We start from the raw sequence: 25,853 nt of genomic DNA, 5'->3' as shown, positions 1-25,853 counted from the left end.
TTAAAGTGTATGATAAAGAGTAAGCAGCGTTAACTGCTTACCCTATAATCTTAGTTTATTCTTCTAATCTGATGTCTAATCCAAGACCTTTTAATTCATGCATCAATACATTGAATGATTCAGGTAATCCTGGCTCTGGCATAGTTTCTCCTTTAACGATTGCTTCGTAAGTTTTCGCTCTACCAATAACGTCATCCGATTTTACCGTCAAGATTTCACGTAGTGTACTTGATGCTCCGTATGCTTCTAAAGCCCATACCTCCATCTCTCCAAAACGCTGACCACCAAACTGAGCCTTACCTCCTAATGGTTGTTGCGTAATCAATGAGTAAGGACCAATAGAACGTGCGTGCATCTTATCATCAACCATGTGTCCTAATTTCAGCATGTAGATAACACCAACTGTTGCTCTCTGGTGGAATCTTTCTCCTGTACCACCATCATATAGATAAGTGTGTCCAAAACGAGGAATTCCTGCCTCATCTGTAAGCGCATTAATCTGATCTAATTCAGCACCATCAAAAATAGGTGTCGCAAACTTTTTACCAAGTTTTTGTCCAGCCCATCCTAATACTGTTTCATAAATCTGACCGATGTTCATACGAGAAGGTACCCCAAGTGGATTCAACACAATATCAACTGGTGTTCCATCTTCTAAGAATGGCATGTCCTCGTCTCTAACGATTCTCGCTACGATACCTTTGTTACCGTGACGTCCTGCCATTTTATCACCTACACGTAATTTACGTTTCTTAGCTATATAAACTTTTGCTAATTTTAAAATTCCTGATGGTAACTCATCTCCTACAGTAATCATAAATTTCTCTCTTCTAAGAACTCCTTGAAGATCGTTCAATTTGATTTTGTAGTTGTGAATCAAGTCTGTGATCATACCATTAGTATCCTCATCAGTTGTCCATTGTCCTTTTGTTAAATGAGCGAAGTCATCAACAGCATATAACATTTTTTGAGTGAATTTCTTACCTTTTGGTAAAATTTCCTCTCCTAAATCATTCAATACACCTTGAGATGTTTTACCATTCACGATGAAGAATAATTTTTCAACTAAACGCTCTTTTAACTCGTTGAATTTAACTTCAAACTTAGTCTCTAATAAAGCCAACTCGTCTTTATCTTTAGAACGTTTACGTTTATCTTTTACTGCTCTTGCGAACAATTTCTTATCTAAAACTACACCTCTTAAAGATGGTGAAGCTTTTAATGAAGCATCTTTAACGTCTCCAGCTTTATCACCAAAGATTGCGCGAAGTAATTTCTCTTCTGGAGTTGGATCTGATTCTCCTTTAGGAGTAATCTTACCAATTAAAATATCACCAGGTTTTACTTCAGCACCGATACGAATCATACCGTTTTCATCTAAGTCTTTTGTTGCCTCCTCACTAACGTTAGGGATATCATTAGTTAACTCTTCATTACCTAATTTAGTATCTCTAACCTCTAATGTATAATCATCAATATGAATAGATGTAAAAATATCTTCACGTACTACTTTCTCAGAAATTACGATAGCATCCTCGAAGTTGTACCCTTTCCATGGCATAAACGCCACTTTCAAGTTACGTCCTAAAGCTAACTCTCCTAATTGAGTAGCATAACCTTCACAAAGCACTTGACCTTTAGTAACTCTATCACCTCTTCTTACGATTGGTTTCAAGTTGATACTTGTACTTTGGTTAGTTTTTCTAAACTTAATTAAGTTGTATGTTTTCTCATCTGGATCAAAACTAATTAGACGTTCTTCATCAGTACGATCATACTTAATAATGATTTTTTGAGCATCAACATACTCAACAGTACCTTCTCCTTCAGCGTTAATTAAAACACGTGAATCAGAAGCCACTTGTCTTTCTAATCCCGTACCTACAATTGGAGATTCAGGACGTAATAAAGGAACTGCTTGACGCATCATGTTAGATCCCATCAATGCGCGGTTGGCATCATCATGCTCTAAGAAAGGAATCAAAGATGCAGAAATAGAAGCAATTTGGTTAGGAGCAACGTCAGTATAGTGAATATCTTTCGGTTCAACTACTGGGAAATCCCCTTCCTCTTTAACAACTACACGCTCGTCAGTCATATTACCAACTGCGTCTACAGGTACGTTAGCTTGTGCAATTAATTTACCTTCCTCTTCTTCAGCACTTAAATATATAGGATCATTTATGATATCCACTTGTCCGTTTACAACAGGACGGTAAGGAGTCTCGATGAATCCCATATTATTTACTTTAGCATAAACAGCTAACGACGAAATCAAACCAATGTTTGGTCCCTCTGGTGTCTCAATAGGACATAAGCGTCCGTAGTGAGTGTAGTGAACGTCACGCACCTCGAAACCTGCTCTTTCTCTAGATAAACCTCCAGGTCCTAAAGCTGATAAACGACGTTTGTGTGTAATCTCTGCCAATGGATTCGTTTGGTCCATGAACTGAGATAACTGATTAGTTCCAAAAAATGAATTAATAACTGACGATAAAGTCTTAGCATTAATTAAGTCGATTGGAGTAAACACCTCGTTATCACGTACGTTCATACGCTCACGAATTGTTCTTGCCATACGAGCTAAACCAACACCAAACTGAGCAGATAATTGTTCACCTACTGTTCTAACACGACGGTTTGATAAGTGGTCAATATCATCAATCTCAGCTTTTGAATTAATCAATTCAATCAAATACTTAACAATAGTGATAATATCCTCTTTTGTTAAAACTTGTTTGTCAATTGGTGTATCAAGATTTAATTTCTTGTTCATTCTATAACGACCAACTTCACCTAGATTGTAACGTTGATCAGAGAAGAACAATTTATCAATAATACCACGTGCAGTCTCCTCATCAGGCGGTTCTGCATTACGCAATTGACGGTAGATGTGCTCTACTGCCTCTTTTTCAGAGTTAGTAGGGTCCTTCTGTAATGTATTATGTATGATGGCATAATCTGCCTGATTATTGTCTTCTTTATGTAAAAGAACAGTTTTAACGTTAGCATCAATGATTTCTTCGACATTGTCTTTATCTAGGACTGTATCACGGTCTAAAACAATCTCATTTCTCTCAATTGACACAACCTCTCCAGTGTCCTCATCAACGAAGTCTTCATGCCAAGTGTTTAACACACGTGCTGCCAGTCTTCGTCCAATGTATTTTTTAAGACCTGTTTTTGATACTTTAACTTCCTCTGCAAGGTCAAAAATCTCTAGGATATCCTTGTCTCTTTCGAATCCAATTGCACGGAATAATGTTGTAACAGGTAATTTTTTCTTTCTATCGATATAAGCATACATCACGCTATTAATATCGGTAGCAAACTCAATCCATGATCCTTTAAAAGGAATTACTCTCGCCGAATATAACTTAGTTCCATTTGCATGGAATGACTGTCCAAAGAAAACACCAGGTGAACGGTGTAACTGTGACACAACAACTCGCTCAGCACCATTGATTACGAAAGTACCGCTTGGAGCCATATACGGTATTGTTCCTAAATAGACATCTTGAACTATAGTTTCAAAATCTTCATGTTCAGGATCAGTACAGTATAACTTCAAACGAGCCTTTAACGGAACGCTATAAGTCAGTCCTCTATCAATACATTCTTCGATTGAATAACGAGGAGGATCAACAAAGTAATCAAGGAACTCCAATACGAACTGGTTTCTTGTATCAGTGATCGGGAAGTTCTCCATGAAGGTATTGTATAAACCTTCCTTACCTCTCTCTTCAGATTTAGTTTCTAATTGAAAGAAATCTTTAAAAGACTTTACCTGAATATCCAAAAAATCTGGATAAGCCGGAATGTTCTTTGTAGAGGCAAAATTTAATCTTTCAGTCTGATTTGTGATCATCAATGGACAAAAAATTTTGATTAAGAATTTAAATAGAATTTTGCGTCCAAAATATATTAGACGCAAAATGGTTTAGGCCTTTGGGACGCATCCCAAGACCTAAACCTAAAATATTATTTGAAAAAAGCTTATTTAAGCTCAACAACAGCTCCTGCTTCTTCCAATGATTTTTTAAGACCTTCTGCCTCATCTTTAGAAACACCTTCTTTGATGTTTGCTGGAGTTGAGTCAACGATATCTTTAGCTTCTTTTAATCCTAAACCTGTTAATTCTTTAACAGCTTTAACTACAGCTAATTTAGAAGCACCAGCCTCTTTTAATACAACTGTGAATTCAGTTTGCTCTTCAGCAGCACCACCTTCAGCTCCACCTGCAACTACTACAGCAGCAGCAGCTGGTTCGATTCCGTACTCGTCTTTTAATATAGTTGCTAATTCGTTAACTTCTTTAACTGTTAAGTTAACTAATTGTTCTGCGAATTGTTTCAAATCTGCCATTTTTCTATCTTTTAATGATTTGTAAAAATATAATTTATTAATGTGCGTTCATCTTGAACATTTAAAAACTTAGTCTAGTACAAGGACTATTCTTCGTCTTTAAATTGGTTTTTAAGAGCTGAAATAACTCTTTGAGCTGGAGATTGAAGTAATCCAATGATTTCTCCAATAACTTCTTCTTTAGATTTAATAGCTACTAATGTTTCTAATAAGTTCTCACCTACATACACTTCTTCCATGATGTAAGCACCTTTGATAGCCGGTTTCTCAGCTTTCTTTCTGAACTCTTTAATAACTTTAGCTGGTGCGTTAGCAACATCAGCAAACATAATAGCACTATTTCCTTTTAAGATAGAAGGTAACTCCTCATAACCTCTGTCAGAAGACTCCATTGCTTTTGCAAGCAAAGTGTTTTTAACTACTTCTAATTTAATTCCAGCTTTGTTACAAGCTTTTCTAAAGTTTGAAGTAACTTCCGCATTAAGTCCTGATATATCAGTGATATAGAAGATGTTTGATTCAGCTAATTTAGCTTTTAACTCTTCAATCGCTACTGCTTTTTGTTCTCTAGTCATACGTGAAATTTTTTATTTACCAATTATACTGCTTTAGGATCTAAAGCAATAGCAGGGCTCATAGTACTAGATATATGAATAGACTTGATATAAGTACCCTTAGCTGCAGTTGGTTTTAATTTGATTAATGTTTGAATAAGTTCAGCCGCGTTCTCAGTAATTTTATCAGCATCAAATGACACTTTACCAACAGAAGCGTGAACAATTCCAGTTTTATCAACTTTAAAATCGATTTTACCAGCTTTTACTTCTTGAACAGCTTTCGCTACGTCCATAGTAACTGTACCTGTCTTAGGGTTTGGCATTAAACCTCTTGGTCCTAAAATACGACCTAAAGGACCTAATTTCCCCATAACAGCAGGCATAGTGATGATAACATCAACATCTGTCCAACCGTCTTTAATTTTTTGAAGGTATTCATCTAGTCCAACATAGTCAGCACCAGCAGCTTTAGCTTCAGCTTCTTTATCAGGAGTAACTAATGCTAACACTCTAACATCTTTACCTGTACCGTGAGGTAAAGTAACTACACCACGCACCATTTGATTTGCTTTACGAGGGTCTACACCTAAACGTACAGCGATATCTACAGATTCGTCAAATTTTGCAGAAGCAACTTCTTTTAATAATACAGATGCACTTTTCAAAGAATATAAAGTATTCTTTTCAATTTTTGCAGCAGCTTCTTTTTGCTTTTTCGTTAATTTTGCCATTTCTTCTTTCTTTTACAATTAAAAAGGAGCATTTCCTGTTACTGTTATTCCCATAGATCTTGCAGTACCAGCTATCATACTCATAGCCGCTTCAACAGTAAATGCATTTAAATCAGGCATTTTGTCTTCCGCAATAGCACGTACTTGTTCCCAAGTAACGCTTGCTACTTTTTTTCTATTAGGCTCACCAGATCCAGTTTTCACTTTCGCAGCCTCTAATAATTGAACAGCAGCAGGTGGCGTCTTAACAACAAAGTCAAATGATTTGTCTTTGTACACAGTAATTTGTACTGGTAAAACTTTACCGGGTTTATCTTGTGTTCTTGCATTGAATTGTTTACAGAACTCCATGATGTTAACTCCAGCAGCCCCCAAAGCAGGTCCAACCGGTGGCGAAGGATTCGCAGCACCTCCCTTAACTTGTAGTTTAACTACTTTACTAATTTCTTTTGCCATTTCTTAAAAAATTTGGCACATCTCAATTGGAAGCAAGATGTGTATGTATGTAACATTATAATTTTTCTACTTGCGTAAAGCTCAATTCCAAAGGTGTTTTTCTTCCGAAAATCTTAACCATTACTTCAAGCTTGCGTTTCTCTTCATTAATGTTTTCGATTGTACCATCAAATCCATTAAATGGTCCATCTGTAACTTTAACAGACTCACCAACAGTGTAAGGAATAGCTCCTTTGTCAACTTTAACAGCTAACTCATCAACCCTACCTAACATTCTGTTTACTTCTGATTCTCTCAATGGAACTGGTTCACCACCTCTGGTTTCACCTAAGAAACCGATAACTCCATTGATTGATTTAATAACGTGAGGAACCTCACCTGTCAAACTTGCTTCAATCATTACATAGCCTGGGAAGTAAACACGCTCTGTAGTTTTCTTTTTACCATCCTTATTAATTGTAACAACTTTCTCAGTTGGTACTAAAACTTGTGATAAGTAATCAGCTAAACCTAAGCGAGAGATTTCAGATTCAATATAATTTTTCACCTTATTCTCTTGTCCACTTACTGCACGAACCACATACCATTTTTTGACACTTGTATCAGCCATAATATTTTTTTTATTTCCTTATGCTCTCGCCCAACTATAAAACACTCCTAAAACTTTACCAAAACCTGAATCCACTCCCCAAGTTGCAAGGGAAAATAAGATAGCAAAGACAGCAACAATTATAGTGTATCGTTGAACATCTGACCACGGAGACCAAGTAACATTACTTTTTAACTCCGTAAAAGCCTCTGATATGTAATTAAAAACTTTTGCCATGATTATATTGTTTTTGCACGGGTGGAGGGATTCGAACCCCCATCAACGGTTTTGGAGACCGCTATTCTACCCTTGAACTACACCCGTTTGTTAATAAAAGTCAGTGGCCTAAACCACTGACTTTCTAATTTATGTTTAATCTCAGAAAGATTAGTCAATAATTTCAGTAACCTGACCAGCACCTACTGTTCTACCTCCTTCACGGATAGCAAAACGTAAACCTACTGATAATGCGATTGGGCTTAATAACTCAACAGTGATAGTTAAGTTATCTCCAGGCATAACCATCTCAGTTCCTTCTGGTAATTGGATTGTTCCAGTTACGTCAGTTGTACGAACGTAGAATTGAGGACGGTAGTTATTGTGGAATGGAGTGTGACGTCCACCTTCTTCTTTTTTCAAGATATAAACCTCAGCTTTGAATTTAGCGTGTGGTTTAACTGAACCTGGCTTACAAATAACCATACCACGACGGATATCAGTTTTGTCAATACCTCTCAATAATAAACCTACGTTATCTCCAGCTTCACCACGGTCTAAGATTTTACGGAACATCTCAACTCCTGTAATAGTAGAAGTTAATTTGTCAGCTCCCATACCGATGATTTCAACAGCATCTCCTGTATTAGCAACTCCAGTTTCGATACGTCCTGTAGCAACAGTTCCACGTCCTGTAATTGTAAATACGTCTTCTACTGGCATTAAGAATGGTTTTTCGTTGTCACGTACTGGCTCTTCGATCCATTTGTCAACTTCTTCCATTAATTCTAATAATGCATCAACCCATTTTTGCTCTCCGTTTAAAGCTCCTAAAGCAGATCCTTTAACTACTGGTCCATTATCACCGTCGTATTGGTAGAAAGATAATAAATCTCTAATTTCCATTTCAACAAGCTCTAATAACTCAGCATCATCTACTAAGTCAACTTTGTTCATGAATACAACAATTCTTGGAATACCAACTTGGCGTCCTAATAAGATGTGCTCACGAGTTTGTGGCATTGGACCATCAGTTGCAGCAACTACTAAAATTGCTCCATCCATTTGCGCTGCTCCAGTTACCATGTTCTTAACGTAATCCGCGTGACCTGGACAATCTACGTGCGCGTAGTGACGATTAGCTGTTTGGTATTCAACGTGAGAAGTATTAATTGTAATACCACGCTCTTTTTCTTCTGGTGCGTTATCAATTGAATCAAACGAACGAGCTTCTGAAAATCCTGCTTCAGCTAAAACTTTAGTAATAGCAGCAGTAGTAGTAGTTTTACCGTGATCCACGTGTCCGATAGTACCGATGTTTAAGTGCGGTTTCGAACGGTCAAAAGTTTCCTTTGCCATGATTTAATAATTTAATCTTAGTTATATAATTAGTGTTCAAATATAATAAAAAAACCTGAGCCAATGACGGGATTTGAACCCGTGACCTCTTCCTTACCAAGGAAGCACTCTACCCCTGAGCTACACCGGCTAATGCCTCTTATTTCTGTGGGGAGAGCAGGATTCGAACCTGCGAAGGTTACCCAACGGATTTACAGTCCGTCCTCGTTGGCCGCTTGAGTATCTCCCCTCAAACATATTGTTTGATGTTTTTTTTCTTTTGAGCCAGTGGAGGGACTCGAACCCACGACCTGCTGATTACAAATCAGCTGCTCTAGCCAGCTGAGCTACACCGGCTTTTTCTTCTCAACAGAAAAAGTCCGCTATTTCTAACGGACTGCAAATGTATATATTTTATTGATTAAAAAAAACAATTTACTTATTTTTTTACATTAATGTGATTTCGTTTTCTCCTTGAATTTCACAACTAAACGCTCTAAGGCATCGGTTCCTGCATCCACACTCTCTTCAAAACTCTTGCAAGTTTTCTTAACAACCATTTCATCTCCTGGTACCAGTAATTTCATCTCTGCTACTTTGTTTTCTTTCTCATTGGTATTTTCCAATTTCAAAAAAACATCTACTGAAATTACCTTATCATAAAACTTTTCAAGTTTAGATAAACGCTCATTTACAAAATCTACTAATTTTCGATCTACATTAAAATTAATGGCTTGAATGTTAACTTTCATAAATAACTAATTAAATGGTTAATTTTACTTTTTCTTCATTCGAGGATGAGCCCCTTGGTAAACTTTTTTCAACTCTTTCAAGTTTATTTGCGCATAACCTTGCGTTGTTCCCAAGCTCTCGTGCCCCATCAACTCTTTTATTGAATTAATATCTGCTCCATTCTCTAATAAATGTGTTGCAAATGAATGTCGCAACACGTGTGGACTTTTCTTCTCCTTCGTTGTTACATTACTAAAGTAACGATTTATAACCCGATAAACAAACATTTCATTGATTTTGTTACCTTTTTCATTAACCAACAAATTGTCATTTTTATCCATATTACTCATAACCAAGCCTCTAACACTAATATATTTTTTTAGTATTTTTTCAACTACCTGAACAACAGGTATAACACGAACTTTATCTCCTTTTCCAAGAACTTTAACTTGATGCTGATAAAAATCCACATCACTTATTTTTAACGCTACTAACTCTGCCCTACGTAAACCTAAACAATAAAGCATTTCTACAATTAGTAAATCTCTGATCGAGTTAAAATCCTCTAACCCATCTAACCTCTCTCTCACTGCATCAATTTCATTTACAGAAAAAGGTAATTGAAGTTTCTTCTCTACTTTCAACGAACGATGAAGTTGCAAAGGACTAACATCTACTTCTTCTATTTTTTGCAAAAACTTGTAATAAGAACGCAACGAGCTCATTTTTCTATTAATCGAACGATTACTAACTCCCTGCTCAGATAATTCTACTATCCACAATCGCACACCATCATACTTAACAGTCAAATAATCTAAATCTTTCGATGCTAAAAAATCCACATAAGTAACTATATCATATTCATAAGCCTTAATTGTTTCAGCAGAATAATTTTTCTCTTTATACAAATACTCGATAAATCTTTCTAAATTTTTATCCATAAAAAAACCGTTACAACAAAGTTAGTACTTTATTATAACGGTTTAGTATAAATTTGTTCACATTACTAGATTTCTACTGAATCACGTAAGTGTTGAACGTATGCAGCTTTCTGCATTTTGTCTCTTTTTAAAACAGATGGTTTTGAGAAGTGTTGACGAGATCTTAACTGACGTAATGTCCCAGTTCTGTCAAATTTTCTTTTGTAGCGCTTAAGTGCTCTATCAATATTTTCTCCATCTTTAATTGGAATGATCAACATGTTTTCATACACCTCCTCTCGTTTGTGGTGCAAAAGTAATCCTTTTTTTATACAGCACAATAAAAAAAACACTTTTTTTAATTATTTGTGAGCCAAACTTTAAATTCAGTTACTCGTTCCCTACTTACAATCACTTCATCTTTATATGATTCTAACACGATTTTGAGTCTTGATGTTGATAGTTGCAAAATCTCTTTTATAAAACTTAAAGCAACTACCTGTTTGCGATTTACACGATAAAACACCTTCGGATCAAGAGTTTCAACGACATTCTCAATAGAAGAATCATCTAATAAATATGAACGTCCTTCATTTGTATGAATATAAATACCTCTATCTTCTCGAAACACACAAACCACGTCTTCAATTGCAACTAATTTAATTTGCATGCCCAATTTAATTACAAATCTTTTTATATAGTTATCCTTTTGGAAGTAATTTTTTATTTCTGACAATCCTGCAATAGTATTCAACCCTCTTGTATGAAGTTTATTAATTGCGCTCTTTAAATCTTCCTTTTCAATTGGTTTTAATAAATAATCAATACTATTGAGTTTAAAAGCTTTCAAGGCATATTGATCATAAGCTGTTACAAATACAATAGGGCATTTAATTTCTACTACATCAAAAATATCAAATGACACCCCATCTGATAACTGTACATCTGCTAATATCAAATCAGGCTCACTATTTTTTGAGAACCACTGGATCGCATCAACTACAGAATAAAGTACTTGTTCTACTTTGTATCCCAACTCCTCCAATATTCTAACCAACAATCTTGCTGCTGGTTTTTCATCTTCTATGATAACAATTCTCATATTTACAACATTTCAATAGGTAACTTAATCATAAAATATTTCTCACTATTTTCTACCAAAACTTCTTTATGATACGCTAAAGCATAACGTGATTTTAAATTCCTCAATCCTAATTTACTTGAATAGGTGTCCTCAACCTTGCTCAGCTTATCATTCTTAATTACTAAAAACTCGTTATCTACTATACTAATACTAACGTTTAATTTGTCTTGTGGTGGTATTGCATTATGTTTTATAATATTTTCTAAAATAGTTTGCATTGCTAAAGCGGGCATTGAATAATTATAGAAATTTTCAACTTCTTTAGATACCACAAAATCTATAGCATTTTCATAACGAACATTCATCAAATACATATAATCACGAGCAAATCTCATTTCCTCTCCTACTGTAGTTTTACTATTTTCGATTTGCTCAAGTACATAGCGATAAATATTTGTAAAAGATCGCGCAAATTGTTCTGCCTTCTGCGGGTCTTCCTGTATAATACTGATCAGTACATTTAAGTTATTAAACAAAAAATGAGGAGAAAGTTGTTCTTTCAAACTATTAATTTCAGCCTGCTTAAGAGCTACTTCTATTTGTTCTTTTCTAATTGCCAAATTCTTAATTCTATCATATAAGATAAATGCCAATACTGTCAACAAAACAAATATAGAGATTAAGATAATATATAGAAAATTCAAAAAAGTGAATCGCTCTGAGGTGAAAAAATCTATAAAACTAACTTTGTAAAACAATTTTAATAAAAGCGCCAAAAAAACATAATAGGAAATAATAGAAACAGTTATCCCACTAAGGACAAAAACAACTTGTCTTTGCCAAAACTGCTTTTTTTTATTTTGAAAAAACACTTTATCAAATAAACTTACGACTCCATAATTTGTCATATAAATCGCAAAACTTAATATCACCCCTAACAATGTATTTGTAGAAAACAAATAGGGACTGAATGAAGTTGCCTTATTACTTTGACTATAAAAAATGTAAGCAAGAAAAGCACTAATACACAGACTTACACAAAAAGCAATTATTAAGTGCTTTCCAAGGGTTACCCCTTGGTTATTTTTAATCTTATCTTTTATTCCTTTCAAAATCTTCTCATTTTTTTATTCAACAATATATTGCTAATTATTAAGTAGATGGTACTATAAGCACCTTAACAATACTGATCCCTAAAACAGCTGTTTTCGCAACTTGAGCATCTCCTCTAATTTAGCAAATACACCTCAAAGAAATATTATTATTTTTTGATATAATATTCACACTTTACTTCCCACAAGCTTCTTTTACTTTTATAGCTTGTTCTTTTCCCCAACTTGGATAAAAGGGTTTCTCTGAAGTTAGGCTGTCAAAATTATTTACAGCACGATTAACTAATTCACAATAAGCAGCAGTATCTATGCCTGTATATTTAGCAGATTGCAGATTAAAGTTTGCTTTCTGAAATAAGGCCCTTGGATTGTTCGGTTCGAGCAACAAGGCTTTGTCATATAGAGCGTTTACTTTACTTGATAGAGTCATTCCCTTATTCATCGGATCAGTTGTAATATCCAATGTCATGTTCAAAGCAGCTAAAACTAACCACTCAGCACTTTCTTTTTTCGCCACTTGAGTTTCAATCAACATAGCGTTTTGTTTTACTACTTTTTCTTTCTCCTCAGCATCTTTAATATTAAAACCTTCCGTTACTTGAATAAATACTTGGTAGTAAAAAGGAATCCAATTATCCTTTTCTGTATTAGCTATTCGTTCAAACATTGCTACAGCTTTTTTAGTATTCCCTTGTTTCCATTCACCAAACGCTTTGTCCATAGCAGCACTATACTTACCCTGTGCGTTGACTACTAATCCTATAAGCAGTAAGACAACTGTGATCTTTTTTTTCATGTTTTTACTTTTATTAATTAATACAGTAAAACTATAGACATCTACACTACAAGAAAAAAGAAGATGCACCAACTGTTGATATCAATGTTTGAATTGCAATTACAGATTGTCCAATTGATTTATTTTTTTATTACTACTAATTGTCCAGAAGAATCCTACGAATAGAAATCGCTTTGCAGCAGATGTTATCCCCACAGGCTGAACAGATGAATACTGAGATGAAAATTCATATGCGTAAACAGGATCTTGTCCAAACAGATTTTCTACAGAAAGAAATAATATCTTTTGGCTTGAAAGCAAATAAGACCAACTCAAACTAATCTTATTTACATCATTTGCTTTATGCTGTATATAGTCTAACTCATAAGGGTTATAAAACTTCCTACCACTCTTAAAAGTATTAGTAACACCAATCATTGATTTCCAATCATCAATCCAATATTTTAAAACAAACGATACATTGTGCTTAGCCACATAATTTGGCTGTATTTGTTTATCCCAATAAAACTCCCTTCGTTCTGAATCTAAAAACGAATAACTAATCCAATAAGTAACATTTTTAATAGACTTGTCATCTCTCCAAAAAACATCTATTCCTTTTGCATAACCACTTCCAGTATTTGCTATTTTGATATCATCAACTGTACCATGGTACTGCATAAGATTTGCATACTTTTTATAAAACACTTCAGCACGAAACGTTTGTTTATTTTTGTTGTAAGTATAGTTTATAGCATAGTGAGTAGACTTAAGCCAGTCGGGCTTCGAAATAGACCTTAAATACTGCAAATCATTAGTTTGATTAAATTGTCCATAAGCCAAAGACACCTGTGCATTATTCGTCATTTGATAAGCAAAGGCAAACCGTGGTTCTATAACGAATTCATTTACTTGATTATTCCAATTAGGACGAATACCGCTTCTTAAAGAAAAACGTGATGAAAACGACCAGGTGTTTTCTAAAAAAGCAGCATAAGTATTATTGACAATATTAAACTCTCGCGTTTTATTTACATTAGAGTCTTCATTACTTGCTTGTTCTAAAAAACCTTCAATTCCAACATTAAACCCAATTTTATTACTCCACTTATAGTACAACTTTACTTTTTGATGTAAATCCCAACCGTTTTCTTGATGAACGAGATCCCTATAGTTATTCTTTAGTTCTGTATAACCAAACCCCGTTCCTATTTCAAGTTTTAGAAATGGATTTAATTTAGTACTATAATGGCTATTCAAGTAAAGATTCTTTCCTGTAAAACCAATTGAATCTATGTCCTGATTAAAATTATTCTCTTTTGCAAATTGAGTCTTCGATAAGTCCATAGATGCATATAACTTATAAATCCCTTTTTTCAATTCCCTTTTAAAGCTTATCTCTCCTGACAAACCCTTATATGGCCTAATCATATCAAACTTCTGTGGAATAATACTCATATAAGGGCGCAAATCTAAATACCCTAAGCTAACCGCTAAAGAATTTTTATTCCACTGATGGCTCTTTGCTAAACTCAATCCTACAGAAGACAAGGACAAGTCCGTTCTATTGTTTTCAATATCATCACTCGTATTCAATTCTAAAATTCCCGAAAGAGCATTTCCATATTCTGCAGAATATGCTCCAGTAGAAAAAGACATTCCTTTAAATAAAAAAGGAGAATACTTGCTTCGTACAGGAAAATCGCCTGTCGAGAAAGTATAAGGCTGCCTTACTCGTAATCCATTGACAAAAATGCCCGTTTCTTCAGCCCTACCTCCACGAATCATTAACCTGCCATCTTCACTATTCACTTGAGCACCTGGCATTGTGCTCATAATAGCCATTATATCACCTGGACTCCCCGCAGTAGTAACAGCATCGAGTGAAGTAAATGCAGTAACCTTATCACGCCCTAAGGCTTTTATACCACCTACCTGAATTTGTATATTCTCTAATACATTGTTTTTAGAAAACAGCACATATATTTCTTTCGTATCATCCGAAAGATTTACCACCGTACTATTATCTAAATACAAGGCATGCCTAAATTGAAGCAAGCCTTCTATACTTTCCTTTTCTGTTTGAAAAACAAACTCTCCTTTTTGATTAGACAATGCCCCGTCATAAGTTCCTTCAAGAAATACATTAACCCCGTGAATAGGTACTTTTTTTTCATTAACTACAATACCCCTTATTTCTACTACTTGTGCAGACATTACTAATGGCAATAACAATAAGACCAACTGTTTTATCATGATTTTTATTTCAAAATAATCCCATTCTTAAAGGGGAATCAATTTTTTAAGCATGAGCTGTTTAAAAAACCGCCTTAACCGTTATCAATCTATCCTAAACCAAAAACCATTTACTTTAAAATAAAATTGGAGTATTTATAATTTGAATACTCCTAAAAGGAACCTTCTCATAAAAACTGTATTGACCTCTCCTGAAAAACTGTAAAGTTTTTAAAACAGTTAAATATGAAAAAAAGCAATGACGCAAGTCAAAAAAATAGAAAACAGAACTTGTACAGCAATAATAGGATTACTGAAATAAGTGTACAGTACAAAATAGGATTATCAACTATAACTGTATAACTATAGTAAGCCAATACGTATCTCATTCTTATATGATACTGTATGATACCATAATATAAACTTAATGCTCCCATAGTGTACCCATAAAACACCATACTTTTTATGGTTACACTATGGGACCACTATGGGAGCACTATGGGAACACCCAAAAGAAGAATAGTATTATGACACTAACTTTTGAAACAAATTCACCTCATCAAAACAATAAAACTCCAAGGATGCACATTCAAATAAAAAATACTTTTGTTTATAAATAACCTTATTCTTTCCCTATCACAAACCATAACTCTCAATCACAGTAAATTATGATCACCCACTATTGATTAACAAAATCGTACTTTCTACCATATATATGGTATTTTCATTATCTACTACCTATAAAAAAATTACAATACTTATTTTTGCACTTAATTAGAAACTCCCCATTAATATAAAACACATTAAAATTCGAATGAAAAAACTACTTAACAATACTATTGTAAGATTACTTTTAGGAGTAATAGTCGGCTTAATCATTGGTCCTTACTTAACAGATGGTTTATTACAAGTATTCTTATCTGGTCGTCATGTACTGGGGCAAATTATCTTATTCTTAGTACCATTAATCATCTTAGGTTTTGTCGTTTCATCAATTACAAAACTTAATACTAATTCGACTAAGGTAATTGGATTCTCCATCGTTATTGCTTATCTATCGAGCATAGGTGCCGGATTCTTTAGCTCGGCTTTAGGATTCAACATTATCCCTCATTTAGAAATAGCTAATAAAGCGAATAGCTTAAAAGAATTACCTGCTATGCTTTTCAAATTAGACATCCCTCCTGTTTTTGGAGTTATGACTTCTCTAACATTAGCACTTATGATTGGTATTGGAATTTTATGGACTCAATCAAAACCGTTAGAAAAAGCTTTCGATCATTTTAAAGATATTGTACTCCTATTGGTAAATAGAGTACTTGTTCCTATTTTACCTTTTTATATTATGGCAAACTTTGCCCTATTAAGTTATGAAGGTTCTATTCAATCACAGCTTCCTGTATTTTTAACAGTAATTATTATTGTAATTATAGCGCATTTTGTGTGGTTAGCATTTCTATACACTATCGCAGGAATCTATTCTAAACAAAATCCATGGGAAGTTATCAAACATTATCCACCTGCTTATTTAACAGCAGTAGGAACAATGTCGTCTGCGGCTTCTTTAGGTATGGCTTTACAATCTGCCCATAAAAGCAAAGTTCTAAAACCAGAAATCACTAACTTTACTATTCCATTCTTTTCAAATATTCACTTATGTGGTTCTGTTCTTACTGAGGTTTTCTTTGTAATGACAGTATCTCAAGTATTATATGGCTCAGTACCTGATATTGGTACAATGATTTTATTTATTGTACTTCTTGGAATATTTGCAATTGGAGCTCCTGGTGTACCGGGAGGAACAGTAATGGCTTCATTAGGAATCATCGCTTCTGTTTTAGGTTTTGATGATGCAGGGATTGCTTTAACATTGACTATTTTTGCATTACAAGATAGCTTTGGTACCGCTTGTAATATCGCAGGTGATGGGGCACTTAGTTTAATGGTAACAAAATATAGTGATAATAAACAAACAGCATAGTCTCTATAAATTACTATGTGGTTTACAATAGACATAAAATGATTAAAAAACTTTTAAACAATACCATATTCAGATTATTAACTGGCGTTGTATTAGGACTTATTGTAGGTCCTTATCTAACGGATGGATTACTGCAAATAATTCTTTCAGCAAAACATATATTAGGCCAGCTAATCTTATTCTTAGTCCCCTTAATCATTTTAGGTTTTATTGTTTCCTCTATTGCTAAATTAGATCAAAACTCTTCGATCATTATCGGATTTTCATTAATCATTGCTTACGCTTCAAGCGTAGGAGCCGGATTATTTAGTGCTTCTTTAGGATATAATATACTTCCATGGATAGATGTTCCTAAATCTACTTCTACATTAAATGAATTACCTGCTATGCTTTTCAAATTAGACATTCCTCCTATATTCGATGTAATGACTTCTTTGGTATTAGCCTTGATGCTTGGTTTAGGAATTTTATGGATACAGTCTAAAGAATTAGAAAAAGCCTTTGATCACTTTAGAGAAATCGTTCTTTTACTTGTAAATAGAGTTCTTGTTCCACTTCTCCCCCTATACATCGCCTGTAACTTTGCATTACTTAGCTATAGAGGCTCAATACAATCACAGTTACCTGTTTTTATCAAAGTAATTGCTATTGTTATTGTTGCTCACGTTGTTTGGATTGGGATCTTATATACTATAGCAGGCTTATATGCGCGTAAAAATCCTTGGGAAGTATTAAAGCATTATGGCCCTACTTACTTAACAGCATTAGGAACAATGTCATCTGCGGCCAGTTTAGGGGTTGCATTACAATCTGCTCACAAAAGTAAAATATTGAAACCTGAGGTATCTAACTTTACAATACCTTTCTTTTCTAACATTCACTTATGTGGAGCTATGATAACAGAAACATTCTTTGTAATGACAGTTTCCTTAGTTTTATACGGCCATCTACCAGATGTAACTACACTAATTCTATTTATAGTATTATTAGGAATATTTGCTTTAGGGGCACCTGGAGTACCAGGAGGTGCGTTAACGGCTTCTCTCGGGTTAATTACTCAATTATTAGGATTTGACGATGCAGGAATAGCCTTAACACTGACCATTTTTGCACTACAAGATAGTTTTGGTACTGCTTGCAACATTGTAGGAGATGGAGCACTTAGTTTAATGGTAACAACATTTCACGATAAACAGCATAAAAAAAGGGAAGCTAATTAGCTTCCCTTTTTTTATGCTGTTTAAAATAAACTTAGTCTTTTAAGATATTACGAGAGATTACTAATTTTTGAATCTCTGTAGTTCCCTCACCAATAGTACATAATTTAGAATCACGGTAGAACTTCTCAACTGGGAAGTCTTTTGTATAACCGTATCCTCCGTGAATTTGTACTGCTTCGTTAGAAACTTTCACACATACTTCAGATGCATACATCTTAGCCATTGCTCCTAATTTAGTAACAGGCTTGTTGTTATTCTTTAAGAATGCAGCTTTGTGTAATAATAACTCAGAAGCTTCAATCTCTGTAGCCATATCAGCTAATTTGAATCCAATCGCTTGGAATGAGCTAATAGGTTTACCAAATTGAACTCTTTCTTTTGAGTATTTTAAAGCAGCTTCATAAGCTCCTTTAGCAATACCTAAAGATAAAGCACCAATAGAGATACGTCCACCATCCAATACTTTCATTGCTTGGATAAACCCTTCTCCTACTTCACCTAAACGGTTAGCATCTGGTACGCGACAATTATCAAAGATAAGCTCTGCTGTTTCTGAAGCACGCATACCTAATTTGTTCTCTTTTTTACCGCTTGAAAAACCTGGAGTTCCTTTCTCAACAACAAATGCTGTCATACCGTGTGAATCTCCTTTTTCTCCTGTACGTACAATTACTACAGCTACGTTACCAGAAATTGCGTGTGTAATGAAGTTTTTTGCTCCATTTAATACCCAATGATCTCCATCTTTTACTGCAGTTGTACTCATACCTCCTGCATCAGAACCCGTATTGTGCTCTGTCAATCCCCAAGCACCAATCCATTCTCCTGTTGCTAACTTTGGAATCCATCTTTTCTTTTGTTCTTCGTTAGCAAAAGTTAAAATGTGATTTGTACATAATGAATTATGCGCCGCTACAGATAATCCGATTGATGAATCTACTTTTGAAATTTCTTCAACTACCGTAATATATTCATGATACCCAAGTCCAGACCCTCCATATTCTTCTGGTACAAGTACACCCATAAATCCCATTTCCCCTAATTTCTTGAACAAGTCTACTGGGAATATTTGTGCTTCGTCCCATTCCATAATATTTGGACGAATATGTTGTTCTGCAAAATCTCTGATTGATTGCGCAATCATTGCTTGAGTTTCGTTGTATTCAAAATTCATAGTTGATAGTTTTAATTCGTGAATTTCAAATATAAACTAATTATATCTACTTTGTCAATAGGGAATTTCTCAATTTTCACTAAATCCTGTTTATTAACAAAATCTCCATTCATACTCCTATACTTTACAACTTCCCTTGCTATAAAGTAATTCATATAAGGTAATTCTTTGATTTGATTAATTGTAGCTTCATTTATATTCAATAAAGTGTATGCCGGATAGGTCTTTAATGTGAAATATTTTGATAATTCTACCACAGTCTCCTCTGGTATACCTTTTACAAATTTTAACTGTTCAATTGACACAAATCCTCCTAAGCTTGCTCTCTCTTTTAATATCCTATCTGCATAGGCAGGACCAATTCCTCTTACTTTTTGTAAATCATCATTGGTTGCAGAATTAATACAAATTGGCTCAATAATCTCTTCTCTATCCTTTTTAGTCACCCCTTTCTTTTCATGCTTTAATTCCCCTTTCTGTTGATTAACCCATTTAGGAAATTTAAAATAAGAACTATATTTTTCTAACCACTCATCTGAAACATTGGTTACATTTTGAAATTCCTTTGCTGAATTCACATACAAATTTTTATCCCTAAATTGATGCAGTCTATCTATCTCTTCTTTACTCATATCAAATAAAAAACCCTTATAGTCACTAATAAAATTAGGATTAAAAGGGTATATAGTATCTTTTTTAAGGTGTTGTGATTGATATAAACTATCTATCAATAGAACTTTAGATAGATAAGATGAGGAAATAAAGGTAGTCTCTTGTTTATTGACTTTATTCTTGTTAATCGACACGAATAAAACAAATAAACTACTTTGAATAATAACCAATAAAACGATTAATATTATTAGTCCTCTTTTTTGAGATTTAGAATAATAGTAAAACTTTTGTTTGACAGAAGATAACATAGGTTTCTTTTTACAGAAAGTTAATCATTCCATCGGTAAAAAAAATACACTAATCAAATATCTTTTATAAATCAAAAACAGATGTTCTCTTAGTGTAGAAAAAATCCTTAATCTTTGCTAAAAAGGCTAATGTAACATATAGCGCAAAGGCTAATCCTAAAGTAAAAAAGGAAAGATATATAAAAAACAATCTTACACTTGTAACCCTCATTCCAAGTCTATCTGCAACACGCGTAGAAACTTTAAATCCGTATCTTTCAAAAAAGTGACGTAGGTTAGTTATCATATCTGTTTTTTTTTAGAATTACATAACAAAAATACAAATTATTGTTTCAAAAACCTCTTCCCTACCACACATTCTAAACATCTCCCTTTATCGCAATACTTTTTCTTCAAATGAACGAGTGCTTGACTGTCAACTATACTCCTAACTTTAATATTGTACTTTGCAAACAAACTTACAATACTATTTTTTTCAGAATTGATATTCATTCCAATATCAATTACCTCAGATAAATCATAATTTTCTATATTCTTACTCCGTTTATAAACTATCTGCATTGGCAAAATGACGTTTACAATTAAAAGATCTATAAAACTTCTTGTCATTCGCTTTGCTTGTTTTTTACTTTCCTTATTCAATACATAATGATTCTTCCAATAATCACTCACCTCAACATTAAAATAACTATACAATTCATCAATGTTATTACTCTCTAAAATTTGTGTAATTAGCGTTTGATAATTATAATACCAACTGGCTAACTGAGCTAGCCGAATAGTTGGAAAGTTTTGAGGACGCAACTGAAAAAACTGAAGTTCACCACTTGGCCTTTCTTTCAAATTATGTTTATGCTTCAAAAATTGCCATTCACTTTTTAACTGCCTTACATACTCATCTTCTACCTCATCATCTGTATGTAATAAGCCTACAACCCCAAAAAGTAACGCTTCTATTTGTATCAATAAATTAGCTTGTTTATAAACAACAGTTACTGGCAATTGACGTATCGCATCAAAAAAAACCTCTCCATTAGAATTTAAACCGAAGCTTCTCGCTAAAAAACAAAAGAATACTTGCTCCCAATGATAATTAGTCTCCTCTAACAACAATTCAATAGGTTTTGCTTTATACTCCAATCGCTCCACAAACAACCTATCTCTCCAAGACATCCAAGTAAACGCATCAACTTCACAAATAAACTCACCACATTTTAAAGGCTTTTTACTCAACAATAATTGACTACTTTTCTCTACAAGTTTACCATCTACATAATTTTCTAAAATCAACACGGGAATCTCTGTCCCATCTTCTCTAAAAACTGGCATATCATAATCCCATACCACATGTAAAATAACATTATTGTAACGATTGTCCTTTTCGTGATTATGAGCATACCATTCTGAAGCACATTTATGAATTTCTACATTACCTGCCCAAACTTGCTCATCTATCATCAACTTAGCATTAAAAAAATCAGGACCATCTAAGCCCGTAAATATTCCAGTGGAATAGATAATTATATTTTCATTATTAGCTGTGCGCAACTCATTTGAGTTAAAAAGTTGATTTGCCCACACGTAGTGAAGGAATGCTTCTTTCATAAAATAAAGGGCTATAATGGTTAATTTAATTCCTTTTAGGTATTTTTATAAAACTATTCCAAACATTTTTATATTATGAGAATACAATTAAGTTTTATTCAAATACTATTTATTTGCCTATCAATCAATTTGTTTGCACAAAAACCTAACCAAAATATACTAGTTGAATATGAAAGCTATTTAAATAACAAACTTGTTAATCAAGACAATCCAATTATGCTTATTAGCAATTTAGAGTATGCTTTTTTATATCAGAAAAAGCACCTTGATGTAGGCTTTGAAGATTATCCTTACGAACAATCTTATATCGATTTTAAAAACCAAGAATACTTATCCCTTGCTCAACTTGATTTAAAGTCAAGAATCAAAACAGTAGCTACTAATAGATATACTAATTTTCAACTGAATAGAGAAACTAAAAAGATTGCTGGATACACTTGTAAAAAAGCAACAATAGAAATAAACTCCAACAAATATACGTTATGGTATACTAATGCAATCAAAGCTAAAGGAAGTCCTTTATTATTAGGTTCTAACTTAGGTCTTGTTCTTGAAATAGACAGAAATGGTACTTATAAAATAACCGCTAAAAAAATAACACAAAACCTTTCTATAGATATTAATCCGTATCTAAAGTTAGAGGGGAGCAAAATGGTAGACCAAAAACTTTACAAAAAGAAAGTATGGGAAAGTCGATTCAAGACAATCCCTCTTTTTGAAAATGACCTTGTCAATTATTCTGACACCCTAATAAACAAACCTAATTTACAACGATTCGCTAAAGGAACACTTCTCGTAACCAAAGTAAAATTCCCTAAAATAAATAACACAGATCAAGTATTTGTAAACCTTACAGAACAATCAAACGGTGATGCTTATGATAGAGCTGGTAGTTTATTTTTGATACCTTATTATCATGAAATATCATTGATGGATGCTTTGGAAAAAGGCTTAGATATTTTACCTGTTTATCAAAACAAAGAGTCTTCTCATAAATATCAAGGGGTTGTTGCTACAAATAACTATACCCCTCCAATTGAGCTAATGCGATTCTTTACTCCCTTTGGAGTAAAAGGCTTTAATCATATTGAAGTATTAGATTACCAATGGCAAGACAAGGCTTTTTACAGACAAGAGATTACAGAGTTTGCCTCACTTATAAGCAATAGTGAATGGTATATTGGTGTATATATTGGAAACTACGACAAGGGGGGACATAAAATAAGTGCAGATATAACAATTCACCCAAACGGAAGTAAACAAACTGAGGTAATTAATATGATGCCTCTTTTCAACACAACAAATGTAATGGAGATGGAAGGGCAGAACTACCCTACAATGTTTGCAAGTTCAGAAGGTCTTAAAATAGAATTCACAGCTACAACAGACATGAAGAATGTGCGTTTACGCTATATTACAACAGGTCACGGTGGTTGGGCAAACGGAGATGAGTTTAATCCTAAACCAAACACAATCCTTTTAAACAACTCAAAGGTTCTTGATTATTTACCGTGGCGACAAGATTGTGGCTCTTACAGAGATTACAATCCCGCTTCAGGTAATTTTGAAACGGGCTTATCCTCTTCTGATTTAAGTAGATCCAACTGGTGTCCTGGTACCATTACCCCACCAATTTGGATTCCGTTAGGAGATATACCAAAAGGAACACATACCTTGCAAATCAAAATTCCAATGGGCAAACCAGAAGGTAAAAATCTCAGTTACTGGAATATATCAGGTGTATTATTTAGTGAATAAAAAAGGGACTTCATAAATGAAGTCCCTTTTTTATATTTTTTTCTTACATCAACGTCAAGAAGTTATTATGTAAAGAAGTTCCAAGCAATTCCAAATCTAAACATAAAGTCGCGGTATGGATTATTCGGTGCTGAATAGTAATTATACCCACTCATACTTGAATTAAAATGCTCAAGTTTCAAGTAAATACGTGCTGTACGCACTTTCATATTCACAAAGAAATCAAACACTGGGTAACCACCAATTTTTACTTTATCCTGAACAAAGAAATCTCCTAACAAAGGATTGTAATCATTACCATAGTATTTAGTAAAGTAACTAAAAGTAATACCAGTTTGGAACTTTAATGCTTTGTCAAAAAAAGCATCAGAGTAATACAATGTATTTCTTGTTACAAAATTAGGAACGTTCAAAATATTATCAGTTTGATCTACCTTTTGATATAAGAAAGTATTATCTAAACCAAACTTACCAACTTGAATATCTTTTGAAAGTTGTAATGACAAATAGTTGATTGTTTTTCCATACTGTTTAGGAGAAACTAACAATTGATTAGCAATTCCAAAATGATTGTACTCCATTGCATCATTTGAAAAATACAATTTATCTTTTAAAACTGAGTAGCTTCCTGATATAGAAACCCAAGGTGTATTAATAGTAGCATCAAATTGGTTTATTTTTTCGTTATTAAACTCTTTATACCAGTTGTATCCTACATAGTCACTTTGATATAAATAATAACTTAAATTACCCATTCTATTCAACTTTTGATATCCAAGATCAAAAGAAATATTATCAGATAATTTATAAAAAACATCAGCTTCTATATTACTTGTATCATCATCTCCCAAAGAAGTACTCAACAATAGATTTGCTTTCCAATTATTCTTGTGATAAGTATACTTACCCCCAATCATATTGATATTCTTCTCTAACTGATCAGGCACAATACCCCCATCAATGTGAGCTATACTTTTATAATAATAGCGGTATTTATAGAAGTCTGTAAAGAATTGAAATCTTCCTACAACATCAGATTGATAGGCAGCTCCAACACGATTAAATAAATTATAATAACGTGTTTTATTACTTATTTCACTTTGAAAAGCATCTCCGAATCTTGTTTTATCATCATACTGACTATTGACATTTCCTTGTTTATACTCAAAGAATTTATCTTCATAAGTAAACTCATGAGTCAACAATAAACCATTCTTAAAAGACTTGTTTAACTGATAATGGTGATTAAGATAAAAGCGTTTCCCTTTTAACATAGTTTCTACGTCGCGGAAATAAACATTTAATCGTTCACGTTTATTGTATGGAGCCTTACTCTCTTCAAATAAATCTAAATCACGAATACCTCCGTTTTCTTGATTCATTATATCTTGAAAAGTAAAGTGCGTTCTCAACAAATATTTTTTATTTGGAGAAATATAACTTGACCCTATTCTAAAATTACCTGTAGAAGATAATTGATTGATATACTTTCCTAAAGATCTCAATCCTTTGTACCCCACAAATAAATTTAAATTCTCACTTGTATTTAGAGTAATAAATGCATCAAGGTTTTGGCCTTGTTTCATAACACTTCTATAATACAAATCAGTATATGGCGTAGGAGAGGAATAATAATTAATATCATCTACATCTAAGTATGCAAATTGTTTCGCTTCAAAACCAAAACCCGGAAGAACATTGTTCTCTTTATAGTTATATTTTAAAACATTATAAGTTTGACCTTCATTTGCAAAAGGCAACAAGCCAAAAATATCTTTTCTTAAATAATTAAACGTATAATATTTCTTTACACTTAATGCAGTGTCAACAGCAATTGTATCATTCTTAATAGAAATAATCTTATAATCTCGAATAGGTGCTACTGAGTCTTTCTTGACTTTCTTTCTTAGACTCCCTATTTCTTTTTTACCATTGTTATCTTGTTCTTCGTCTGGACGATAACTACTTTGTTCTCCCAAGTTTTGGAATTGCCCATAAGAAGTTATAAAACAGAATAGAAACAGAAAAACACCTAAGTACTTTCGCATACAAACTAAATTTGGACAAAGGTAATTTTATTTTTTA

The 25,853-nt window shown here is 33.5% G+C and carries 23 protein-coding genes and 4 tRNA genes; 3 read left to right on the top strand and 24 right to left on the bottom strand.

Annotated features, from left to right (window positions below; all coding sequences use genetic code 11):
* Positions 1 to 55: 55 nt before the first annotated feature.
* The 19 genes from rpoB to BLT46_RS01635 form a co-directional block, all read right to left on the bottom strand.
* Positions 56 to 3,868: a DNA-directed RNA polymerase subunit beta gene (gene rpoB / locus BLT46_RS01725; RefSeq protein ID WP_090405226.1), complete on the bottom strand. Its 3,813-nt coding sequence runs from the start codon at positions 3,866 to 3,868 to the stop codon at positions 56 to 58.
* A gap of 128 nt (positions 3,869 to 3,996) precedes the next feature.
* The gene (gene rplL / locus BLT46_RS01720) at positions 3,997 to 4,365 is read right to left on the bottom strand and encodes a 50S ribosomal protein L7/L12 (RefSeq protein WP_090405223.1); all 369 of its coding nucleotides are present in this window, start codon (positions 4,363 to 4,365) and stop codon (positions 3,997 to 3,999) included.
* An 86-nt stretch (positions 4,366 to 4,451) separates the two neighbouring features.
* Entirely contained in the window at positions 4,452 to 4,940 is a 489-nt protein-coding gene (gene rplJ / locus BLT46_RS01715) for a 50S ribosomal protein L10 (protein WP_090405220.1), read from the bottom strand.
* Positions 4,941 to 4,963: 23 nt separating this feature from the next.
* Entirely contained in the window at positions 4,964 to 5,653 is a 690-nt protein-coding gene (gene rplA, locus BLT46_RS01710) for a 50S ribosomal protein L1 (protein ID WP_090405218.1), read from the bottom strand.
* 18 nt (positions 5,654 to 5,671) lie between these two features.
* Positions 5,672 to 6,109, bottom strand: a complete 438-nt coding sequence (gene rplK / locus BLT46_RS01705) for a 50S ribosomal protein L11 (protein ID WP_090405216.1) — start codon at positions 6,107 to 6,109, stop codon at positions 5,672 to 5,674.
* 55 nt (positions 6,110 to 6,164) lie between these two features.
* Positions 6,165 to 6,719 (bottom strand): transcription termination/antitermination protein NusG, encoded by a 555-nt coding sequence (gene nusG, locus BLT46_RS01700; protein WP_090405214.1) that lies wholly within the window; start codon positions 6,717 to 6,719, stop codon positions 6,165 to 6,167.
* An 18-nt stretch (positions 6,720 to 6,737) separates the two neighbouring features.
* Positions 6,738 to 6,935 (bottom strand): preprotein translocase subunit SecE, encoded by a 198-nt coding sequence (gene secE / locus BLT46_RS01695; RefSeq protein WP_090405211.1) that lies wholly within the window; start codon positions 6,933 to 6,935, stop codon positions 6,738 to 6,740.
* 16 nt (positions 6,936 to 6,951) lie between these two features.
* A tRNA-Trp gene (locus tag BLT46_RS01690) sits at positions 6,952 to 7,022 on the bottom strand.
* 63 nt (positions 7,023 to 7,085) lie between these two features.
* Entirely contained in the window at positions 7,086 to 8,273 is a 1,188-nt protein-coding gene (gene tuf / locus BLT46_RS01685) for an elongation factor Tu (protein ID WP_090405208.1), read from the bottom strand.
* Between the two features lie 58 nt (positions 8,274 to 8,331).
* Positions 8,332 to 8,403: transfer RNA gene (locus tag BLT46_RS01680), tRNA-Thr, on the bottom strand.
* A gap of 18 nt (positions 8,404 to 8,421) precedes the next feature.
* Positions 8,422 to 8,502, bottom strand: a tRNA-Tyr gene (locus tag BLT46_RS01675).
* Positions 8,503 to 8,535: 33 nt separating this feature from the next.
* Positions 8,536 to 8,609 (bottom strand) — tRNA-Thr (locus tag BLT46_RS01670).
* A gap of 95 nt (positions 8,610 to 8,704) precedes the next feature.
* Positions 8,705 to 9,004, bottom strand: a complete 300-nt coding sequence (gene hpf, locus BLT46_RS01665; RefSeq protein ID WP_090405205.1) for a ribosome hibernation-promoting factor, HPF/YfiA family — start codon at positions 9,002 to 9,004, stop codon at positions 8,705 to 8,707.
* 24 nt (positions 9,005 to 9,028) lie between these two features.
* Positions 9,029 to 9,925, bottom strand: a complete 897-nt coding sequence (locus tag BLT46_RS01660) for a tyrosine-type recombinase/integrase (protein WP_090405202.1) — start codon at positions 9,923 to 9,925, stop codon at positions 9,029 to 9,031.
* A gap of 65 nt (positions 9,926 to 9,990) precedes the next feature.
* Positions 9,991 to 10,185: a 30S ribosomal protein S21 gene (rpsU, locus tag BLT46_RS01655; protein WP_090405199.1), complete on the bottom strand. Its 195-nt coding sequence runs from the start codon at positions 10,183 to 10,185 to the stop codon at positions 9,991 to 9,993.
* 77 nt (positions 10,186 to 10,262) lie between these two features.
* A complete protein-coding gene (locus BLT46_RS01650; protein WP_090405196.1) occupies positions 10,263 to 11,006 on the bottom strand; it encodes a LytR/AlgR family response regulator transcription factor in 744 nt (247 codons plus the stop codon).
* Between the two features lie 2 nt (positions 11,007 to 11,008).
* Positions 11,009 to 11,650, bottom strand: coding sequence for a sensor histidine kinase (locus tag BLT46_RS13140; protein ID WP_176770709.1), 642 nt, complete (start codon positions 11,648 to 11,650; stop codon positions 11,009 to 11,011).
* A gap of 625 nt (positions 11,651 to 12,275) precedes the next feature.
* Positions 12,276 to 12,896, bottom strand: coding sequence for a hypothetical protein (locus BLT46_RS01640; RefSeq protein ID WP_090405190.1), 621 nt, complete (start codon positions 12,894 to 12,896; stop codon positions 12,276 to 12,278).
* Between the two features lie 99 nt (positions 12,897 to 12,995).
* Complete coding sequence (locus tag BLT46_RS01635; protein WP_090405187.1) at positions 12,996 to 15,131, bottom strand: TonB-dependent receptor; 2,136 nt, start codon at positions 15,129 to 15,131, stop codon at positions 12,996 to 12,998.
* 793 nt (positions 15,132 to 15,924) lie between these two features.
* On the opposite strand from BLT46_RS01635, the gene BLT46_RS01630 reads away from it, so the two are divergent.
* Together BLT46_RS01630 and BLT46_RS01625 are read left to right on the top strand one after the other, a co-directional pair.
* Complete coding sequence (locus tag BLT46_RS01630; RefSeq protein ID WP_090405183.1) at positions 15,925 to 17,091, top strand: dicarboxylate/amino acid:cation symporter; 1,167 nt, start codon at positions 15,925 to 15,927, stop codon at positions 17,089 to 17,091.
* 38 nt (positions 17,092 to 17,129) lie between these two features.
* Positions 17,130 to 18,311 (top strand): dicarboxylate/amino acid:cation symporter, encoded by a 1,182-nt coding sequence (locus BLT46_RS01625; RefSeq protein ID WP_090405180.1) that lies wholly within the window; start codon positions 17,130 to 17,132, stop codon positions 18,309 to 18,311.
* Between the two features lie 31 nt (positions 18,312 to 18,342).
* Here BLT46_RS01625 and BLT46_RS01620 read toward each other — a convergent pair whose 3' ends face one another.
* The 4 genes from BLT46_RS01620 to BLT46_RS01605 form a co-directional block, all read right to left on the bottom strand.
* Complete coding sequence (locus tag BLT46_RS01620) at positions 18,343 to 19,485, bottom strand: acyl-CoA dehydrogenase (RefSeq protein ID WP_090405176.1); 1,143 nt, start codon at positions 19,483 to 19,485, stop codon at positions 18,343 to 18,345.
* Between the two features lie 11 nt (positions 19,486 to 19,496).
* Complete coding sequence (locus tag BLT46_RS01615; protein ID WP_090405173.1) at positions 19,497 to 20,405, bottom strand: ComEA family DNA-binding protein; 909 nt, start codon at positions 20,403 to 20,405, stop codon at positions 19,497 to 19,499.
* A gap of 64 nt (positions 20,406 to 20,469) precedes the next feature.
* Positions 20,470 to 20,691: a PspC family transcriptional regulator gene (locus tag BLT46_RS01610; protein WP_090405170.1), complete on the bottom strand. Its 222-nt coding sequence runs from the start codon at positions 20,689 to 20,691 to the stop codon at positions 20,470 to 20,472.
* 38 nt (positions 20,692 to 20,729) lie between these two features.
* Positions 20,730 to 22,010, bottom strand: a complete 1,281-nt coding sequence (locus BLT46_RS01605; RefSeq protein WP_090405167.1) for a DUF2851 family protein — start codon at positions 22,008 to 22,010, stop codon at positions 20,730 to 20,732.
* A gap of 75 nt (positions 22,011 to 22,085) precedes the next feature.
* On the opposite strand from BLT46_RS01605, the gene BLT46_RS01600 reads away from it, so the two are divergent.
* Positions 22,086 to 23,768 carry a GLPGLI family protein gene (locus tag BLT46_RS01600; protein WP_090405165.1) on the top strand — a complete coding sequence of 561 codons (1,683 nt, stop codon included), beginning with the start codon at positions 22,086 to 22,088 and terminating at the stop codon, positions 23,766 to 23,768.
* Between the two features lie 65 nt (positions 23,769 to 23,833).
* Here the strand turns inward: BLT46_RS01600 and BLT46_RS01595 are convergent, their stop codons facing one another.
* Complete coding sequence (locus BLT46_RS01595; RefSeq protein WP_090405163.1) at positions 23,834 to 25,816, bottom strand: putative porin; 1,983 nt, start codon at positions 25,814 to 25,816, stop codon at positions 23,834 to 23,836.
* Positions 25,817 to 25,853 lie beyond the last annotated feature (37 nt).

Origin of the sequence: Myroides phaeus, assembly GCF_900099675.1 — a bacterium.
In the GTDB taxonomy this organism is placed as follows: domain Bacteria; phylum Bacteroidota; class Bacteroidia; order Flavobacteriales; family Flavobacteriaceae; genus Flavobacterium; species Flavobacterium phaeum.
This window is presented reverse-complemented; position numbering and strand designations above follow the sequence as displayed.